Source organism: Flavobacterium sp. NRK F7 (assembly GCF_024054195.1).
Lineage (GTDB): Bacteria > Bacteroidota > Bacteroidia > Flavobacteriales > Flavobacteriaceae > Flavobacterium.
Genome location: NZ_JAMXLB010000001.1, coordinates 3,429,762 through 3,447,486 on the forward strand (window position 1 = coordinate 3,429,762; position 17,725 = coordinate 3,447,486).

General features: G+C 33.5%; 23 protein-coding genes. 1 reads left to right on the plus strand and 22 read right to left on the minus strand.

What is annotated here, in order from left to right; all coding sequences use genetic code 11:
- Nucleotides 1-1,156: 1,156 nt before the first annotated feature.
- The 7 genes from NHF47_RS15590 to NHF47_RS15620 all read right to left on the minus strand — a co-directional run bounded on the left by NHF47_RS15590 (nt 1,157) and on the right by NHF47_RS15620 (nt 6,795).
- Entirely contained in the window at nt 1,157-2,401 is a 1,245-nt protein-coding gene (locus NHF47_RS15590) for a sulfate adenylyltransferase subunit 1 (protein ID WP_252765811.1), read from the minus strand.
- A 113-nt stretch (nt 2,402-2,514) separates the two neighbouring features.
- Entirely contained in the window at nt 2,515-3,408 is an 894-nt protein-coding gene (cysD, locus tag NHF47_RS15595; RefSeq protein WP_140996187.1) for a sulfate adenylyltransferase subunit CysD, read from the minus strand.
- An 18-nt stretch (nt 3,409-3,426) separates the two neighbouring features.
- Complete coding sequence (locus NHF47_RS15600) at nt 3,427-4,152, minus strand: phosphoadenylyl-sulfate reductase (protein WP_252765812.1); 726 nt, start codon at nt 4,150-4,152, stop codon at nt 3,427-3,429.
- Nucleotides 4,140-4,361 (minus strand): DUF2061 domain-containing protein, encoded by a 222-nt coding sequence (locus NHF47_RS15605; RefSeq protein WP_252765813.1) that lies wholly within the window; start codon nt 4,359-4,361, stop codon nt 4,140-4,142. Before NHF47_RS15605 ends, NHF47_RS15600 begins: the two co-directional genes overlap by 13 nt.
- A gap of 87 nt (nt 4,362-4,448) precedes the next feature.
- Nucleotides 4,449-4,862, minus strand: coding sequence for an Rrf2 family transcriptional regulator (locus NHF47_RS15610; RefSeq protein WP_159778964.1), 414 nt, complete (start codon nt 4,860-4,862; stop codon nt 4,449-4,451).
- Nucleotides 4,863-5,801 (minus strand): citrulline utilization hydrolase CtlX, encoded by a 939-nt coding sequence (gene ctlX, locus NHF47_RS15615; protein ID WP_252765814.1) that lies wholly within the window; start codon nt 5,799-5,801, stop codon nt 4,863-4,865.
- A gap of 79 nt (nt 5,802-5,880) precedes the next feature.
- Nucleotides 5,881-6,795: a dimethylarginine dimethylaminohydrolase family protein gene (locus NHF47_RS15620; protein WP_252765815.1), complete on the minus strand. Its 915-nt coding sequence runs from the start codon at nt 6,793-6,795 to the stop codon at nt 5,881-5,883.
- 136 nt (nt 6,796-6,931) lie between these two features.
- Here NHF47_RS15620 and NHF47_RS15625 point away from each other — a divergent pair, with 136 nt between their 5' ends.
- Nucleotides 6,932-7,294: a hypothetical protein gene (locus tag NHF47_RS15625; protein ID WP_252765816.1), complete on the plus strand. Its 363-nt coding sequence runs from the start codon at nt 6,932-6,934 to the stop codon at nt 7,292-7,294.
- Between the two features lie 42 nt (nt 7,295-7,336).
- On the opposite strand, the gene NHF47_RS15630 is transcribed toward NHF47_RS15625, so the two are convergent.
- From NHF47_RS15630 to rplR, 15 genes are all read right to left on the minus strand, one after another.
- A complete protein-coding gene (locus NHF47_RS15630; protein WP_252765817.1) occupies nt 7,337-8,620 on the minus strand; it encodes a citrate synthase in 1,284 nt (427 codons plus the stop codon).
- Nucleotides 8,621-8,819: 199 nt separating this feature from the next.
- Nucleotides 8,820-10,112 carry a phosphopyruvate hydratase gene (gene eno, locus NHF47_RS15635; protein ID WP_252765818.1) on the minus strand — a complete coding sequence of 431 codons (1,293 nt, stop codon included), beginning with the start codon at nt 10,110-10,112 and terminating at the stop codon, nt 8,820-8,822.
- Between the two features lie 101 nt (nt 10,113-10,213).
- A complete protein-coding gene (gene carA / locus NHF47_RS15640; RefSeq protein ID WP_252765819.1) occupies nt 10,214-11,323 on the minus strand; it encodes a glutamine-hydrolyzing carbamoyl-phosphate synthase small subunit in 1,110 nt (369 codons plus the stop codon).
- Between the two features lie 113 nt (nt 11,324-11,436).
- Nucleotides 11,437-11,928, minus strand: coding sequence for a 50S ribosomal protein L17 (rplQ, locus tag NHF47_RS15645; RefSeq protein ID WP_140996196.1), 492 nt, complete (start codon nt 11,926-11,928; stop codon nt 11,437-11,439).
- A 62-nt stretch (nt 11,929-11,990) separates the two neighbouring features.
- The gene (locus tag NHF47_RS15650) at nt 11,991-12,983 is read right to left on the minus strand and encodes a DNA-directed RNA polymerase subunit alpha (RefSeq protein ID WP_130734258.1); all 993 of its coding nucleotides are present in this window, start codon (nt 12,981-12,983) and stop codon (nt 11,991-11,993) included.
- Nucleotides 12,984-13,003: 20 nt separating this feature from the next.
- A complete protein-coding gene (gene rpsD / locus NHF47_RS15655) occupies nt 13,004-13,609 on the minus strand; it encodes a 30S ribosomal protein S4 (RefSeq protein ID WP_140996197.1) in 606 nt (201 codons plus the stop codon).
- A gap of 86 nt (nt 13,610-13,695) precedes the next feature.
- Nucleotides 13,696-14,079, minus strand: coding sequence for a 30S ribosomal protein S11 (gene rpsK / locus NHF47_RS15660; RefSeq protein ID WP_130734256.1), 384 nt, complete (start codon nt 14,077-14,079; stop codon nt 13,696-13,698).
- A gap of 12 nt (nt 14,080-14,091) precedes the next feature.
- A complete protein-coding gene (gene rpsM, locus NHF47_RS15665; protein ID WP_140996198.1) occupies nt 14,092-14,466 on the minus strand; it encodes a 30S ribosomal protein S13 in 375 nt (124 codons plus the stop codon).
- Nucleotides 14,467-14,468: 2 nt separating this feature from the next.
- Nucleotides 14,469-14,585: a type B 50S ribosomal protein L36 gene (ykgO, locus tag NHF47_RS15670; protein ID WP_002987490.1), complete on the minus strand. Its 117-nt coding sequence runs from the start codon at nt 14,583-14,585 to the stop codon at nt 14,469-14,471.
- Nucleotides 14,586-14,595: 10 nt separating this feature from the next.
- Nucleotides 14,596-14,811, minus strand: coding sequence for a translation initiation factor IF-1 (gene infA / locus NHF47_RS15675; protein ID WP_045968400.1), 216 nt, complete (start codon nt 14,809-14,811; stop codon nt 14,596-14,598).
- Nucleotides 14,812-14,821: 10 nt separating this feature from the next.
- Nucleotides 14,822-16,165, minus strand: a complete 1,344-nt coding sequence (gene secY / locus NHF47_RS15680) for a preprotein translocase subunit SecY (protein WP_252765820.1) — start codon at nt 16,163-16,165, stop codon at nt 14,822-14,824.
- A gap of 13 nt (nt 16,166-16,178) precedes the next feature.
- Complete coding sequence (gene rplO / locus NHF47_RS15685) at nt 16,179-16,631, minus strand: 50S ribosomal protein L15 (protein WP_140996200.1); 453 nt, start codon at nt 16,629-16,631, stop codon at nt 16,179-16,181.
- Nucleotides 16,632-16,642: 11 nt separating this feature from the next.
- The gene (gene rpmD, locus NHF47_RS15690; RefSeq protein WP_045968406.1) at nt 16,643-16,825 is read right to left on the minus strand and encodes a 50S ribosomal protein L30; all 183 of its coding nucleotides are present in this window, start codon (nt 16,823-16,825) and stop codon (nt 16,643-16,645) included.
- A 13-nt stretch (nt 16,826-16,838) separates the two neighbouring features.
- Entirely contained in the window at nt 16,839-17,363 is a 525-nt protein-coding gene (gene rpsE, locus NHF47_RS15695) for a 30S ribosomal protein S5 (RefSeq protein ID WP_140996201.1), read from the minus strand.
- 6 nt (nt 17,364-17,369) lie between these two features.
- Nucleotides 17,370-17,720, minus strand: coding sequence for a 50S ribosomal protein L18 (gene rplR, locus NHF47_RS15700; RefSeq protein ID WP_252765821.1), 351 nt, complete (start codon nt 17,718-17,720; stop codon nt 17,370-17,372).
- Between the last annotated feature and the right edge of the window lie 5 nt (nt 17,721-17,725).

Consider the following 17,725-nt stretch of genomic DNA (forward strand, 5'->3'; position numbering starts at 1 on the left):
CATACCCCCTACTCAATAGCACCACTCTACCTTTTTAGGCTGTATATGCGAAGGTTAGTTTCACTTTTAGTAGTTCCAAATATAACTTTTTCAACAGCTAACCACAATACGTATTTATACGTATTTTTCACCCTTTTTTATACGTATTTATACGTACAAAAAAGCATTTTAGTAAGAAATTTAGTTTACTATATAAAAAAGAAACAGGCAAAAAGAGTACGAATCGACCAGCACCGTATAAAAACGTTCCACAACCTACTCTGTTTAAAAATGCTACTACTCAGACAGCCTAACTCCTACTCAGACGGTCTACTCACCTACTCAGATAGCGTTTTCACCTACTCAGACAGCGTTGCTCCTACTCAGATGGTCTTTCCACCTACTCAGATGGTCTTTCCACCTACTCAGATGGCGTTGCTCCTACTCAGATGGTCTTTCCACTTACTCAGATGGCGTTTTCACCTACTCAGACGGCGTTGCTCGTACTCAGATGGTGTTTCCACTTACTCAGATGGCGTTGCTCGAACTCTAATGAGGTTTTAACCCATTCAAATACAACACTACATCATAAAAAATAGGATTTAAACGAGTTTATACCTCTATTTTTAGAGGGGTATTGTAAAAAAGCGTGGTATTTAGTAAAAAATAAGTCCTAAAAAGGCTATCTTAGTAAGTTAAAGCGCTATTTTACAGCACTTTATAAATAAAATTAAAAGTAAAAAAGGGTCTCAAAATCTTCCGATTCGCATCGGAACACTCAAACGGTCGGTTGCAAGCACCACTTCTATTTTGCGTCAGTTCGAGTGATTTTCGACCAATACTTTGGGAAGAAAAATAAAATTAAAAACGGTTCTCGATACATTCCGATTAGCATCGGAACACTCGAACTGACGTTTTTAATAACTGCATCCATACAAATTTTAATACAATAGAATTATAAAAACCTCCTATAAAGCACTTTACCTCTAAACTCTATTTTTCGTCAGTTCGAGTGATTTTCGACCAAAACCTTGGGAAGAAAATTGTATCGAGAACCAGAAAAATAGCATTTAAAACAGCTTTCCACTACTGCAAATTGGGTCAACACTATAAAACAAAAAAAATCCCTAAAGTAAAATACCTTAGGGATTACCACCAAATTATAAATGACACTCAACTATTGAACAAAGCCAACAGCAACCGTGTTATTCGTTTGTGCATCAATTAAAATAAAAGCCCCATTCGATTTGTTGGCAGCAAAAGCATCCAAATACATAGGGTTGGCCAATTTTAATTGTACCAATGCAATATCGTTTAATTTCAATTCGTGTGAAGCTACATGCTCTAATGGATTTTCGGGTTGGATTAAATACTCAATCTCTTGAATCTTACACACTCCCGTGCGCGAACCGGTTTGGATATGATATTTCGCTGAAGTATTCGCAGCTTTTTCGTCTAACCAAACCAAGCGGGCTTTCAACTCTTTGGCAAAAAGATGCTCCTGACTTTCTTTTACGAATAACATGCCGCGACTGATATCGATATCGTCTTTCAAACGCACTTGAATTGAATCTCCAGTGTGTGCTTCGTCTAAAGTGTTGGTAAACTTGCGTACTTCTACTACTTCAGAAGCTTTTCCAGAAGGTAAAATCGTCAACGTTTCGCCTACTTTTACACTACCCGAACTAATTCTTCCTGCATAAGCTCTATAATCGACAAAATTTTCATTTTGTACATGATATACTTGTTGTACATCCATACGGAACGGTTTTGTATCTTCTTCTTTTTTGTTAAAACCATGCAATACAGTAGACAAGGTTTCTCCTTTGTACCAATCCATTTGCTTAGAAAAATGCACCACATTATCCCCTTTTAAAGAACTTATAGGAATAATCGCAATCTCTTGTTCCAATGGCTCTAACTGACGTATCATTTTGTCAATATCGGAAGCAATGTTCAAATACACGTCTTCACTATAATCGACCAAATCCATTTTATTAATACAAAACACCACCGATTGCAAACGCAACAAGCGACTGATAAAATAATGACGATGGGTTTGTTCCAATAAGCCCTTACGAGCATCAATCAAGATAATCGACAAATCGGAATTGGACGCACCCGTTACCATGTTACGGGTATATTCGATATGTCCAGGACTATCAGCAATAATAAACTTTCTCACTGCTGAAGAAAAATAGATATGTGCCACATCTATGGTAATACCTTGCTCACGCTCGGCAATTAATCCATCGGTAATCACCGAAAAATCTAAATCTTCTAATCCTTTTTCTTTTGTTTTCTTGCGCACCAACTCTTCTTGTTCAATGGTTAGCGCATTATTATCGTAAAGAAAGCGCCCTATTAAGGTACTTTTTCCATCATCTACACTTCCTGCTGTATTTATTTTTAGTAATTCCATTTGTTTTATTCGATAGTTTGATTATTGGACGGTTCGATTGTTGGATTATGGAGTAGTTCGAAGATTCTATGCTTCAAAAAATCAAATAATCTAAAAATCTAATAATCCTGTCATTAAAAATACCCTCCTTTTTTTCTTTGTTCCAATGCGGCTTCCGAACGTTTATCATCGATTCGCGCTCCTCTTTCAGACGACTTTGAAGCTTTGTTTTCATACATCACTTCTTCAATAGTGGCAGCATTAGAAAGTAACGCAGCGGTACACGTCATGTCTCCCACGGTTCTAAAACGAACAACATCGTTTACAATTTCGTCGGTATCTACTAAATTCAAATACTCGGAATGCGCTAAAAAGGCACCGTCTCTTTTGACTAATTTTCTTTCGTGCGCAAAATAAATAGAAGGCAACGCTAAATTTTCTTGCTTGATATAACTCCAAACGTCTTCTTCTGTCCAGTTGCTAATTGGGAATGCTCGTACGTTTTCACCAAAATTAATTTTCCCATTTAAGATAGTAAACATTTCTGGACGTTGCTTTTTGGCATCCCATTGTCCGAAATCATCACGTACTGAGAAGATACGTTCTTTAGCTCTCGACTTTTCTTCGTCTCTACGGGCACCACCTATACATGCATCAAAGCCAAATTCTTCAATGGCATCTAAAAGTGTTACGGTTTGCAACGAATTCCGACTTGCATATTTACCAGTTTCTTCCTGAGCTTTATTGGAATTGATACTATCTTGTACATAACGCACGACTAATTCCACACCCAATTCTTTAATTAATTGATCTCTAAAAGTAATGGTCTCTGGAAAATTATGACCGGTATCGATATGCATAAAGACAAACGGAATTTTAGCAGGATAAAACGCTTTTTGCGCTAATCGTGCTACTGTTATTGAATCTTTACCACCCGAAAATAAAAGCACAGGCTTTTGAAATTGAGCTGCTACTTCCCTTAAGATATAAATGCTCTCGTTTTCTAATTCTTCTAAATAATTTCGCATTATACTTACTTTTAAAAATTAATTATTGTTCGCTATATGGATGTGTAATCCGCATTCTTTTTTTCCGTTTTCCCACCACCATCTACCGGCTCTAAAATCTTCTCCTTCAGCTAAAGCTCTGGTACATGGAGCACAACCAATGCTTAAATACCCCTTTTTATACAAACTGTTTAAAGGAATATTGTTTTGGTTAACCAATGTTTCTAACTGCTCTAATGTATAAGACAACAACGGATTGAATTTAATTAATTGGTTGTCCTCATCCCATTCTAAAAAAGCCATACTTTCTCTATTTTGAGATTGTTCTGCTCGCAAACCCGTTACCCAAACCGAAGCTCCTTCTAAAGCTTTACGCAAAGGAATTACTTTTCGCACAAAGCAACATTTTTTTCGGCTTTCAATACTATCATAAAACCCATTAATACCATCTGAATCAATATACTCTTGAATATCTTGTTGATTCGGCAAATAGGTTTTTATTGCTAATCCTTTGTATTTTGTTTGTGTCTTTTGGAACACCTCATAGGTTTCGTTAAACATTCGGCCCGTATCCAAAGTAAAAAATGAAAAATCATTTTTAAGAGGATACAAAAAATGAGTCAATACCTGATCTTCAATTCCGAATGAAGTGGAGAATACTTTCTTACCTTCTAAATTCTCATTTACAAAAGCCAAACTTTCTTCTAAACTTAATCCTTGTAAAACTGCATTAAGTTGGGTTAACCTTTCTTTTATTTTGTCCATTTTGCCCAAGCTCTTTCGTGAAAAAAGTACAATATCATTTTTGAAAACACCTCAAATCCTCCAATTGAGAAAGCGACTTTAAAGCTACCTGTCATAAAATAAGACACCACCATCGTATCGATTGTACCTACAATACGCCACGTAATTGCCTTATATGCAGAGACTTTAACCTCTTTTCCTAGCTCAAAAGACTTCTTGGGTCTAATCAAATCTAATAACATAACTTTTAAATTTATTTCATTTTTCAAATATACTATTAGTCTATCGATTTACTAGGGTATTTTGAAAAAATTTTTTTAAAAATTTGCCAAATCGTATAAAGTCTTCTTTTCCAATACATTAAGCGCGTTATCACGCACCTGAATCATCAATTTATTTAAGGAACACGTTTCTTCACTCGGACAATCGTCGCATTTTTCATAGAAATTAAGGCTTACACAAGGCAATAAAGCTATTGGTCCGTCTAAAAAACGGATAATGGTAGCCACTGTAATTTCTTTAGGGTTTTTTAATAAATAATACCCGCCTCCTTTTCCTTTTTTAGAACCAACTAGTCCAATTTTCTTTAAATCTAAAAGAATTGCTTCTAAAAACTTTTTAGAAATATTCTCTTTTTCTGAAATTTCAGAAATAAGGACAGGCATTAAATCATCTTGCTTTGCAATATAAATTAATGCCTTAATCCCATATTTTGTTTTTCTTGATAACATTTATTCTGCTTTTGGTAAAAATACTTCTGCCATCATACAACGTGCACTTCCTCCACCACAAGCCTCAATAATATCCAAACTAGCATGCACGATTTTGCAATGTTTTTCAATTTTTTCAATTTGAGACGGTGTTAAACTTTCGTAAGCTGCATTACTCATAATTAAGAAGCGTTCGTCATTTGTGCCTCTTACTTGCAACATATTTCCAGCGAAATTATTAACTTGTTCTTCACTGATTACAATAACTTCTTTTCCTGATTCTTTCAGTTTAGAAAGCACCATTTTTCTTTCCGCTTTATCATCAATACAATCCGCACAAATAACAGCAAAGGTTTCAGCCACACACATAATCACATTCGTATGATAAATATGCTTGCGTTCTCCATTTACGGTTTGAAAAGCTTCAAAAATAACAGGATCGTATTCAAAATCTTCGCAAAACTCGATAAACAATTCTTCATCGGCTCTTGGAGATAACGCACAATATGCAATTTGATTGGCTCTATCCAAAACAATACTTCCTGTTCCTTCTAAATAATACCCATCTTCCTCAGCTTCGGTATAATCCATGATTTCGTTAATCACAAAACCGTTATCTTCAATGATATCTAGAATATCTTCTCTACGTTCTAATCTTCTATTTTCAGCAAACATGGGATACAAAACCACATCACCTGTTTCATGGAAAGAAACCCAATTGTTTGGAAAAATACTATCCGGTGTATCTGGATTTAGGGTATCATCAACTACAATAACTTGTATTCCTACTGCTCGTAACTTTTCAACATACGCATCAAATTCAGCTTGTGCTTTTGCGTTAACGGTCGCTGGCAATAAATCATCCAATACTTTTTGATAATAATTATTTACAGCCGTTTGTTCATTCATTCGGAAAGCTACCGGACGAATCATTAGTATGGTATTTGTTGTTTGATTCATTTTATTTATCGTTATAAGTTGTGTGTTGTAAGTTTTAGGCTAAAAGTTGCACAAACTTTACCCTTAAAGCCATACAAAATTAATCTCTAATTAAAGGCAAAGTCGAACATCTTAGAAGTCCTTCTTGCTTTGATATTTCAGCATACGGAATCTCTTCTACGGTGATTCCTTTGCTTCTCATCCAGTTATTTAAACGAGTAAAATTTCTTTCAGAAACCACTACATCGGGAGCAATTGAAAAAATATTCGAATTCATATGATACATTTCTTCTCTATCGATGTGGAATAAATTATCTTTTCCAAAAAGATTTACTAAGTACATATAATCGGCTTCTTCTCTAAAACCACTTTTATAGATAATACCTAAATTGGTTCCCAAAGGTTGAAAACAACAGTCTAAATGTAACGCATTATCACGAGGTTCTATTTTAGACTTTACCAAATCAAATTCTTTTACAATTTTATGTGGGAACAACTCTTTAATATAATTTACCCCATGCATATTGGTTCTTGCTGTAATATAATCTTTATAATCCGAACCTTTATACGTACCAATAAAAATATAATCGTTCCAAACCATAACGTCTCCACCTTCAATATGTACTTCTTCTGGTGGTCTCACAATTTTGGTAGGATCAATTTGATCTAAAACATATTGAATGGCGTCTAATTCTCTTTCTCTATCTGGAAGGATATTTGCTTTTATAAAAATATCATCAATTACAAAACCGATATCTCTTGAAAAGATTTGATTGTAATTTTCGATAATTTCTGGTCGAAATACTTGAACCTCATATTTTTCAAACACCGCATTAAAAGCTTCCATTTCTTGAATCATATCTGCTTCAATGGGATAAGTACCTGCTAATAAATGTTCTAATGACTTGGGATCATAAGCCTCTTCCACTTTTGGAGTTGGTCCGTTACTTACTGCAGTTCCTAAAACTACAGCTCTAAGTCTTGAAGACTCGTTCTTTATATTTAATTGCAACATAGTGATTGACTATTAATTCGCCTTTTCATAGCGCTCATACGGCAAAGATAGAAAAAGGAATGTAATTGCATAATTCTAAAAAAATAAATATTTGTAAACATAAATTGTATACATTTGATAAAAAACAACACACATTATGGGACTTTCAAATTTTTTTAACAGCTTATTTGGCAAAGCCAAAGTTACTGCCGACGAAACTTTAGACAAAGCAGCTGAATTCGCAGCTGAAGCAAAAGTATCTTTAGAAGAATTAGCCGCTTCTGCTTCACAAAAGATTGAGGAATTACAACTTTCAGAGAAAACGGAAGATTTTATTCAAACTACTAAAGTGAAACTAGATGAAGCCAGTGAATGGGCAGATGAAAAATCGCATCAAGCTAGAGAAGCCTTCGAAGACATTATTAAAAAAGTAGAAGAAAAAATTGAAGAATTAAAAAAGGATAAAAAAGAAGCAACTGATATTTCAAGTACAGAAGAGTCCAACCAAAATCCTGAATAAAAAACATAAAAAAATCCGAGTTCTACTCGGATTTTTTATTTATTATCTTTGATTTACTTCTTTAAAAGGTCTAGAAGGACTACCTGTATATACTTGTCTAGGACGACCAATTGGTTCTTTGTTGGTACGCATTTCTTTCCATTGTGCAATCCAACCTGGTAAACGACCAATAGCAAATAACACCGTAAACATTTCAACTGGGATACCCATAGCACGATAGATAATTCCAGAATAGAAATCTACGTTTGGATATAAGTTTCTTGATTTGAAATATTCGTCTTCTAACGCAACTTTTTCTAATTGTTTTGCAATATCTAATAATGGATCATCTACTCCTAAGGCATCCAATACATCATCAGCCGCTTTTTTAATAATGGTTGCTCTAGGATCAAAGTTTTTATACACTCTGTGACCGAATCCCATTAAACGGAATGGATCATCCTTATCTTTTGCTTTTAATACATATTTAGCAACATCGCCTCCATTATTGTTGATTTCCTCTAACATTTCCAAAACCGCTTGATTAGCACCTCCATGTAAAGGTCCCCATAAAGCAGAAACACCAGCAGAAATAGAAGCAAATAAACCAGCATGAGAAGAACCTACAATTCTTACTGTAGACGTAGAACAGTTTTGCTCGTGATCAGCATGTAGAATAAATAATTTATCCAAAGCATCTACAATTTTTTGATCCATTTTGTAGGGTTGTGTAGGAATTTCAAACATTAAACGCATAAAATTCTCAACATATCCCTTTGTATTATCATAATAATTTAAAGGGAAGCCCATTCTTCTTCTGTATGTCCAAGTTGCAATTACAAGGAATTTACCCATTGTTTTACAAACAGCGTCATACATTTCTTTTTCATTTTCAACATTAACAGACTTTGGATTAAAAGCTGTTAAAGCACTTGTAAGAGAAGATAAAACCCCCATTGGATGAGCTGTTTTTGGGAAACCTTCTAGAATAGATTTCATTTCTTCATTTACCAAAGTGTGCTTTCTAATATCGTTCTCAAATTTATCTAATTGAGCTTGGTTTGGTAATTCACCAAAAATTAAAAGGTAAGCAACCTCTAAGAAATCAGCTTTATCAGCTAGATCTTCGATTGAATATCCTCTATAACGTAAAATTCCTTCTTCACCATCTAAGAAAGTAATTTCACTTTTGCAAGAACCTGAATTTTTATATCCAGGATCCAATGTAATAGCACCAGTTGCACCACGCAACTTCTCTATATCGATAGCAACCTCATTTTCAGTTCCAACTATTACAGGAAACTCATACTTTTTGCCATCAATTTCTAATATTGCAGTTTTCGACATCTTATATTATGTGTTTTTGAAAATTTGTAAAGTATTCTGCGAATTTAACGAATTCTAATGTAATTTTAAAGGAATTAACAATAATATATCGTTATAGTTTGATAGCTTTAACTTTATGATTTAACAAACCATAATTTACAAAAAAACCCGATGCCTTTTTTACAGCATCGGGTTTTTAAAATTGTATTTACAAGTAATTTTATTTTTGCTTGAATGCTTTTTCTCCTGGAAAATAAGCTACATCTGCTAATTCTTCCTCAATACGTAATAGTTGATTGTATTTAGCCATACGATCAGAACGTGAAGCAGAACCTGTTTTAATTTGCCCACAATTTAAAGCAACTGCTAAATCTGCAATGGTGTTATCTTCTGTTTCTCCAGAACGATGCGACATTACAGAGGTGTAACCTGCATTATGTGCCATATTTACTGCAGCTATTGTTTCAGAAAGTGTACCAATTTGATTCACTTTAATTAAGATTGAGTTGGCAATTCCTTTCTCAATACCTTTGGATAATCTTTCCACATTGGTAACAAATAAATCATCCCCAACTAATTGTACTTTATCTCCGATTTTTTCAGTTAATAATTTCCAACCGTCCCAATCATTTTCGTCCATACCATCTTCAATAGAAACAATTGGATATTTAGCTACTAATTCTGCTAAATAATCTACTTGCTCTGCAGATGTTCTTACTTTACCTGTTGGACCTTCAAATTTAGAATAATCATAGTTCCCGTTTACATAAAATTCTGCAGAAGCACAATCTAAAGCTATTTTAATATCCTCTCCAAAAACATAACCTGCATTGGTAACCGCTAATTTAATAGAATCCAAAGCATCTTCAGTTCCACCTGCTAAATTTGGTGCAAAACCTCCTTCATCACCCACAGCAGTAGATAAGTTTCTGTCGTGTAATACTTTCTTTAAATTATGAAAAATTTCGGTACCCATTTGCATGGCTTGAGTAAAAGAAGTTGCTTTAACAGGCATAATCATAAATTCTTGAAAAGCAATTGGAGCATCAGAATGAGAACCCCCATTTATAATATTCATCATTGGAACAGGTAATGTATTACCTGAAACACCACCCACATATCGATACAAAGGCAAGCCTAATTCATTTGCAGCCGCCTTAGCAACTGCTAAAGAGACTCCTAGAATAGCATTTGCTCCTAATTTTGATTTATTTGAAGTTCCATCTAATTCAATCATGGTCTTGTCGATTGCATTTTGCTCAAAAACAGACATCCCCACAATCTCAGCAGCTATTGTTGTGTTCACATTTTCAACAGCTTTCAGAACCCCTTTACCCATAAAAGCTTTACCACCATCACGCAACTCAACTGCTTCATGTTCTCCTGTTGAAGCCCCACTTGGAACTGCTGCCCTACCTAAAATTCCGTTTTCAGTAATTACATCTACTTCAACTGTAGGATTACCTCTAGAATCTAAAATTTGTCTTGCGTGAACTTTAATAATTATGCTCATTCTTTATATTTTTAATTAATATTTTTTACGAATACTAACAAATTTAAAACTAAAAACGTAATAAAATTGTCAAATTCAAAAAACTTATAAACGATAACGTTTTAGTTCTTTGAAGATTTTATATTTTCAATAAATTGATCAAATAAATAAGAAGAATCATGAGGTCCAGGGCTTGCTTCAGGGTGATATTGAACTGAAAAACAGTTTTTATTTTTCATACGCATTCCAGCCACAGTACCATCATTTAAGTGTTGGTGCGTTAATTCTAATTCGGGATGTTGATCTAGTTCTTCTTTAACAACTGCAAACCCATGATTTTGAGAGGTAATTTCCCCTTTACCAGTAATTAAATTCTTAACAGGGTGATTAATTCCTCTATGACCGTTAAACATTTTATAAGTAGAAATCCCATTTGCTAAAGCAATTACTTGATGACCTAAACAAATTCCAAAAAGAGGTTTGTTTTCTTGAAGAATATCTTTTGCAACTTGTTGTGCACTATGCAATGGTTCAGGATCTCCAGGCCCATTAGACAAAAAGTATCCATCTGGCTCAAAGGACTTCAAATCTTCAAAACCTGCGTTATAAGGAAATACTTTAATATAACAATCTCTAGCGGCTAAATTTCTAAGGATATTCGTTTTAATACCTAAATCTAAAGCAGATATTTTATATTTTGCATCTTTATTCCCAAAAAAATAAGGCTCTTTAGTAGAAACCTTAGATGCTAATTCAAGACCATTCATTTCAGGTGCTTGCTTTAGCTTTTCTTTTAAGATTTCTATTGCTGTTCCATCAGTAGAAATGATTGCATTCATGGCACCATTATCTCTAATATAACTTACTAGTGCTCTAGTATCAACATCAGAAATAACAATTAAATTTTGTTTTTGTAAATAATCGAATAAACTTTCAGAAGCATTATCTCTTGAATAGTTGAAACTAAAGTTTTTACAAACTAAGCCAGAAATTTTAACACCGTTTGACTCCACTTCATCAGAATTTACACCATAATTACCAATATGAGCATTAGTGGTAACCATTATTTGTCCAAAATAAGAAGGATCTGTGAAAATTTCCTGATATCCAGTTGTTCCTGTATTAAAAGCTACTTCTCCAAAAGTAGTTCCTTCAATACCAATTGATTTTCCATAAAAAATGGTGCCATCTTTCAACAATAAGATAGCTTGTGGTCTATTATTATATTTCATTTGTGTGTTGTTTGTGCAAATTTAATGCAAAATAATGATTTAAGAAAAAGATATAAAAAAAGGATAAACTATAATAGTTTATCCTTTTTTTATTTTTAATCATCTTTTCATGATTATTCAGTAGCTTCAGTGTTTTCAGAAGTTTCAGCAGCAGGAGCTTCAGTAGCTGGTTTAGCATCTGATTTTTTAGCTCTACTACGACGTGTAGTTGCTTTTTTCTCTTCTTTTTTACCACCTTTGTATAATTCATTGAAATCTACTAATTCGATCATCGCCATATCAGCGTTATCACCTAAACGGTTACCCATTTTAATGATACGTGTATATCCTCCTGGACGATCACCAACTTTAGCTGAAACTTCTCTGAATAATTCAGTTACTGCATATTTATTTCTTAAATAAGAAAATACAATACGTCTGTTGTGAGTTGTATCTTCTTTTGACTTTGTAACTAAAGGCTCCACAAATTGTTTTAAAGCTTTTGCTTTAGCAACTGTAGTGTTAATACGCTTATGCTCAATTAAAGAACAAGCCATATTTGCTAACATAGCAGTTCTATGTCCTTTTTGTCTGCTTAAGTGATTGAATTTTTTTCCGTGTCTCATGACCTTACTATTTAACCTTCATCTTGCTACAATCCACCTTGGAGAGCAAAATATGAAGTAATTTATTCTTTATCTAATTTGTACTTACCTAAATCCATTCCAAAGTTCAAACCCTTAGCTGCAACTAATTCATCTAGCTCAGTTAATGATTTTTTACCGAAATTACGGAATTTCATTAAGTCATTTTTATTGAAAGAAACTAAGTCTCCAAGTGTATCAACTTCAGCCGCTTTTAAACAATTTAAAGCTCTAACTGACAAATCCATATCCACAAGTTTCGTTTTTAACAACTGTCTCATGTGTAAAGATTCTTCATCGTAAGATTCTGTTTGAGCAATTTCATCAGCCTCAAGTGTAATTCTTTCGTCAGAAAACAACATAAAGTGGTGAATCAACGTTTTAGCTGCTTCAGTTAATGCATCCTTAGGATTAATTGAGCCATCTGTAATGATTTCAAAAACTAATTTTTCATAGTCAGTTTTTTGTTCCACACGGAAATTCTCAATACTATATTTTACATTTTTTACTGGAGTGTAAATTGAATCTGTAAAAATAGTTCCAATAGGAGCGTTCGCTTTTTTGTTTTCTTCAGCAGGAACATATCCTCTACCTTTTTCGATAGATAATTCCATATTGATAGTAGTTTTACTATCTAAATTACAAATTACAAAATCAGGATTTAAAACTTGAAAACCTGAAATGAATTTTTGGAAGTCACCTGCAGTTATTTGCTCTTTTCCAGAGATAGAAATAGAAACAGATTCATTATCTACATCTTCAATTTGACGTTTGAAACGTACTTGTTTTAAGTTTAAGATAATTTCTGTAACATCTTCTACTACACCAGAAATAGTTGAAAATTCATGCTCAACTCCTTCAATTCTTACAGATGTAATAGCGTATCCTTCTAGAGAAGAAAGTAAAACTCTTCTTAATGCATTACCAACAGTCAATCCGTAACCAGGTTCTAAAGGTCTAAATTCAAATTTACCTTCAAAATCGGTTGAATCGATCATGATAACTTTATCGGGCTTTTGAAAATTAAATAATGCCATATTTCGACTAAAGTCAGTTTTTATTTGTTATACAACTCAACGATTAGTTGCTCTTTAATATTTTCTGGAATCTGAAGTCTTTGAGGAACAGAAACAAAAGTACCTTCTTTTGTATCATTATTCCAAGTAATCCACTCATATACTTGAGAAGAATTAGATAAAGATCTTTCAATAGCTTCAAGAGATTTTGATTTTTCACGAACAGCTACTTTGTCTCCAGCTTTTAAATGATAAGAAGGTACATTTACCAACTCACCATTTACAGTAATATGTCTATGAGATACAATTTGACGAGCTGCTCTACGAGAAGGAGCGATACCCATTCTATACACTACGTTATCTAAACGAGATTCACATAATTGTAATAAAATTTCACCAGTTACACCTGATGCAGCAGAAGCTTTTTCAAATAAATTTCTGAATTGACGCTCTAAAATACCATATGTATATTTCGCTTTTTGCTTTTCCATTAACTGAACAGCATATTCAGATTTTTTACCTCTCTTTTTTGCTAAACCGTGTTGCCCTGGAGGGTAATTTCTTTTTTCGAAGGCTTTATCTTCTCCGAATATTGCTTCGCCAAATTTACGAGCAATTTTAGTTTTTGGACCAGTATATCTTGCCATTTTTAAAAATTAATTAAGATAGTGATTATGAATTCAGGTCAAATAATCCTTCGATAATCGTTATTCTATCTTGGTTATACTTATAATTATACTCTTCTTCTTTTTGGAGGTCTACATCCATTGTGAGGCATTGGAGTAACGTCAATAATTTCTGAAACTTCAATTCCACCATTGTGAATTGAACGAATTGCTGACTCTCTTCCGTTTCCAGGACCTTTAACGTAAACTTTTACTTTTTTAAGTCCAGCCTCTAGTGCTACTTTAGTGCAATCTTCTGCTGCCATTTGAGCTGCGTATGGAGTGTTCTTTTTAGAACCTCTAAAGCCCATTTTACCAGCTGAAGACCAAGAAATAACTTCACCTTTCTTATTCGTTAAAGAAATAATAATGTTATTAAAAGTAGCATTAATATGTGCTTCTCCTGTAGATTCAACGATAACTTTACGTTTTTTTGTTGTTGCCTTAGCCATATTACTTACTTATTATTTAGTTGCTTTTTTCTTATTAGCAACAGTTTTTCTTTTACCTTTTCTAGTTCTAGAGTTATTTTTAGTTCTTTGACCTCTTAATGGAAGTCCAGCTCTATGACGAATACCTCTTTGACATCCGATATCCATTAAACGTTTGATGTTTAATTGAATTTCTGAACGCAATTCTCCTTCAATTTTGAAATAAGAAACAGCGTCACGAATCGCACTGATTTCATCGTCATTCCAATCTTGAACTTTTTTATCTTCGCTAACTTGAGCTTTAGCTAAAATCTCTTTAGCTCTGCTACTGCCAATACCAAATATGTATGTTAAAGCAATAACTCCTCTTTTCTGTTTAGGTATATCTACCCCTGCAATTCTTGCCATAATTATCCTTGTCTTTGTTTAAATCTAGGATTCTTTTTATTAATCACGTATAATCTTCCTTTTCTACGCACTATAATGCACTCGGCACTTCTCTTTTTTACTGATGCTCTTACTTTCATTTTACTAGCTTTAGTATCTATATGTAATTCTTGCTTTTGTTAAATCGTAAGGGCTCATTTCAAGTTTTACCTTATCTCCTGGTAATAATTTAATATAATGCATTCGCATTTTACCAGAAATATGAGCAATTACAACATGTCCATTTTCTAATTCTACACGAAACATAGCATTAGACAATGCCTCTACTATTGTTCCGTCTTGTTCTATTGCTGATTGTTTTGCCATAAAAAATAATTTAAGCTACTGCTTTTCTATTTTTACCAGTTTTCATCAATCCATCATAGTGTTTATTCAATAAATAAGAATTTATTTGTTGAATAGTATCAATTGCAACTCCTACCATAATTAATAAAGAAGTACCACCATAAAAATAACCCCATGCACCTTGCACTTTCAATAAACTCACCACGACAGCAGGAAAAACTGCTATTAATGCTAAGAATAAAGAACCTGGAAAGGTGATTAAAGACATTATTCTATCTAAGTAGTCTCCAGTTTCAACACCTGGTCTAATTCCAGGAATAAAACCGCCACTTCTTTTCAAATCATCAGCCATTTTATTAGTTGGTACAGTAATTGCGGTGTAAAAATACGTAAAAATAATAATTAACAAAGCAAATACTATATTATATACCAATCCGAATGGATTACTAAACATTCCTGCTACTGATTGTGCAGTATCTGATTTAGAAAGTCCAGAAACAGCTGCGGGAATAAACATAATAGCTTGAGCAAAGATAATTGGCATTACACCTGAAGCATTTAACTTTAAAGGTATAAATTGTCTTGAACCCATCATATCTTGCTCAAAATCACCTGATACAGTTCTTCTTGCATATTGAACAGGTATTTTTCTAACAGCCATTACAAGTAAAATACAAGCAATAATAATTACAAACCACAAAACAATTTCAAGTACAATCATCATAATTCCTCCATTTGCTTGAATTGTTCTAGAGCTAATTTCTTGAATAAATGCTTGAGGCATTCTTGCAATAATACCAACCATAATTAACAAAGAAATTCCATTTCCTATTCCTTTATCTGTAATTTTTTCACCAAGCCACATAGCAAATATAGTACCTGTAACAAGAATCAAAACAGATGAAAACAAGAATGAAAAAGAGGCAAATCCTAATAAAAAGGCATCTGCAGGTAGCGTTGTATATAGATTATATATATAACCAGGACCTTGTACCAATGTGATTAAGATTGTTAACCATCTAGTAATTTGATTGATTTTCTTTCTTCCACTTTCACCATCTTTTTGTAATTTCTGTAAATATGGTATTGCAATACCCATTAACTGAACTACAATTGAAGCTGAAATATAAGGCATGATACCTAATGCAAATACAGAGGCTTGCGAAAACGCGCCCCCTGTAAATACATTGATTAACCATCCTATACCTTGATCGGTTTGATTAGTAAGATTTCCTAATTTAGTAGCATCAATACCTGGAAGTGTTACTTGCGCACCGAAACGGTAAACTAATAACATTCCAAGGGTTAATAAAATTCTATTTTTTAACTCTTCTATTTTCCAAGCGTTGATTAATGAATCTATAAATTTCTTCATTTTACTAAAAGGATTATAAAGTTACAGCTTCTCCACCAGCAGCTTCAATTGCAGCTTTTGCAGTAGCAGTAAATTTGTGAGCACTTACTTTAAGTTTAGCTTTTAGCTCACCTCTTCCTAAAATCTTTACTAAGCTATTTTTTGTAGCCAAACGACTATCAACTATTACTGATAAATCTAAAGTGTCAGTAATAACACCATTATCAACTAAAGATTGAATAGTATCAAGATTAATTCCTTGATATTCAACTCTATTAATATTTTTAAAACCAAACTTTGGTACACGTCTTTGAAGCGGCATTTGACCACCTTCAAAACCAATCTTTTTTGAATATCCAGAACGAGATTTTGCTCCTTTGTGACCTCTTGCAGCGGTACCACCTTTACCAGAACCTTCTCCTCTACCTACTCTTTTATTTTGGTTGTGAACTGAACCTTCAGCTGGTTGTAAGTTACTTAAATTCATAACGAATATTATTATTTAGTTTCTTCAACAGAAACTAAGTGTTTAACTTTATTTACCATTCCAAGGACAGCAGGACTTGCGTCATGCTCAACAACTTGCCCTAATTTTCTTAACCCTAAAGATTCTAAAGTTCTTTTTTGAGTTTCAGGACAGTTGATTTTGCTTTTAACTTGTTTTACTAAAATTTTTGCCATTTTCCTTGAATTTTTAACTTTTAAATACTTTTTCTAGAGAAATTCCTCTTTGCTTAGCAACAGTTAAAGCACTTCTCATTTGTAATAAAGCATCAAAAGTAGCTTTAACAACGTTATGAGGGTTTGATGAACCTTGAGATTTTGATAATACATCGTGTACACCAACTGACTCTAATACCGCACGCACAGCACCACCAGCAATAACTCCAGTACCATGAGAAGCAGGCATTAAAAACACTCTTGCTCCACCAAATTTACCTTTTTGTTCATGAGGCACAGTTGCACTATTCAAAGGTATTCTAACTAAATTCTTCTTTGCATCTTCAACTGCTTTAGCAATAGCTTCAGATACATCTTTAGATTTACCTAATCCGTGTCCAACAACTCCATTTTCATCTCCTACTACAACAATAGCAGAAAATCCAAATGCTCTACCTCCTTTAGTAACTTTAGTTACACGGTTTACACTAACCAAACGATCTTTTAATTCAAGACCACCTGGTTTTACTAGCTCTACATTTTTATATTTTTGATACATAATTTCTTAGAATTTAAGTCCAGCTTCTCTTGCTCCTTCAGCTAATGATTTAACACGACCATGGTATAAATATCCACCTCTATCAAAAGTAATACTTAAAATACCAGCTTTAAGAGCTTTTTCAGCTACTAATTTCCCAACTGCATTAGCAGTTTCAACATTTGTACCTTTAGTTACTCCCTTATCGCGAGAAGATGCAGCAACTAGTGTAACACCGTTAACATCATCTATGATTTGTGCATAGATTTCTTTATTAGATCTAAATACAGAAAGTCTAGGTTGAGAAGCAGTTCCGCTAACAACTTTTCTAATTCTGAATTTTATTCTTTGTCTTCTTTCAGTTTTTGTTAATGACATAGTCT

Excerpts from the sequence above, each read along its gene's own strand:
- NHF47_RS15590 (WP_252765811.1), bottom strand. The coding sequence starts at position 2,401 with ATGGAATTACTAAAAATAAATACAGCAGGAAGTGTAGATGATGGAAAA.
- cysD (WP_140996187.1), bottom strand. The coding sequence starts at position 3,408 with ATGCGAAATTATTTAGAAGAATTAGAAAACGAGAGCATTTATATCTTA.
- NHF47_RS15600 (WP_252765812.1), bottom strand. The coding sequence starts at position 4,152 with ATGGACAAAATAAAAGAAAGGTTAACCCAACTTAATGCAGTTTTACAA.
- NHF47_RS15610 (WP_159778964.1), bottom strand. The coding sequence starts at position 4,862 with ATGTTATCAAGAAAAACAAAATATGGGATTAAGGCATTAATTTATATT.
- ctlX (WP_252765814.1), bottom strand. The coding sequence starts at position 5,801 with ATGAATCAAACAACAAATACCATACTAATGATTCGTCCGGTAGCTTTC.
- NHF47_RS15620 (WP_252765815.1), bottom strand. The coding sequence starts at position 6,795 with ATGTTGCAATTAAATATAAAGAACGAGTCTTCAAGACTTAGAGCTGTA.
- NHF47_RS15625 (WP_252765816.1), top strand. The coding sequence starts at position 6,932 with ATGGGACTTTCAAATTTTTTTAACAGCTTATTTGGCAAAGCCAAAGTT.
- NHF47_RS15630 (WP_252765817.1), bottom strand. The coding sequence starts at position 8,620 with ATGTCGAAAACTGCAATATTAGAAATTGATGGCAAAAAGTATGAGTTT.
- eno (WP_252765818.1), bottom strand. The coding sequence starts at position 10,112 with ATGAGCATAATTATTAAAGTTCACGCAAGACAAATTTTAGATTCTAGA.
- carA (WP_252765819.1), bottom strand. The coding sequence starts at position 11,323 with ATGAAATATAATAATAGACCACAAGCTATCTTATTGTTGAAAGATGGC.
- rplQ (WP_140996196.1), bottom strand. The coding sequence starts at position 11,928 with ATGAGACACGGAAAAAAATTCAATCACTTAAGCAGACAAAAAGGACAT.
- NHF47_RS15650 (WP_130734258.1), bottom strand. The coding sequence starts at position 12,983 with ATGGCATTATTTAATTTTCAAAAGCCCGATAAAGTTATCATGATCGAT.
- rpsD (WP_140996197.1), bottom strand. The coding sequence starts at position 13,609 with ATGGCAAGATATACTGGTCCAAAAACTAAAATTGCTCGTAAATTTGGC.
- rpsK (WP_130734256.1), bottom strand. The coding sequence starts at position 14,079 with ATGGCTAAGGCAACAACAAAAAAACGTAAAGTTATCGTTGAATCTACA.
- rpsM (WP_140996198.1), bottom strand. The coding sequence starts at position 14,466 with ATGGCAAGAATTGCAGGGGTAGATATACCTAAACAGAAAAGAGGAGTT.
- ykgO (WP_002987490.1), bottom strand. The coding sequence starts at position 14,585 with ATGAAAGTAAGAGCATCAGTAAAAAAGAGAAGTGCCGAGTGCATTATA.
- infA (WP_045968400.1), bottom strand. The coding sequence starts at position 14,811 with ATGGCAAAACAATCAGCAATAGAACAAGACGGAACAATAGTAGAGGCA.
- secY (WP_252765820.1), bottom strand. The coding sequence starts at position 16,165 with ATGAAGAAATTTATAGATTCATTAATCAACGCTTGGAAAATAGAAGAG.
- rplO (WP_140996200.1), bottom strand. The coding sequence starts at position 16,631 with ATGAATTTAAGTAACTTACAACCAGCTGAAGGTTCAGTTCACAACCAA.
- rpmD (WP_045968406.1), bottom strand. The coding sequence starts at position 16,825 with ATGGCAAAAATTTTAGTAAAACAAGTTAAAAGCAAAATCAACTGTCCT.
- rpsE (WP_140996201.1), bottom strand. The coding sequence starts at position 17,363 with ATGTATCAAAAATATAAAAATGTAGAGCTAGTAAAACCAGGTGGTCTT.
- rplR (WP_252765821.1), bottom strand. The coding sequence starts at position 17,720 with ATGTCATTAACAAAAACTGAAAGAAGACAAAGAATAAAATTCAGAATT.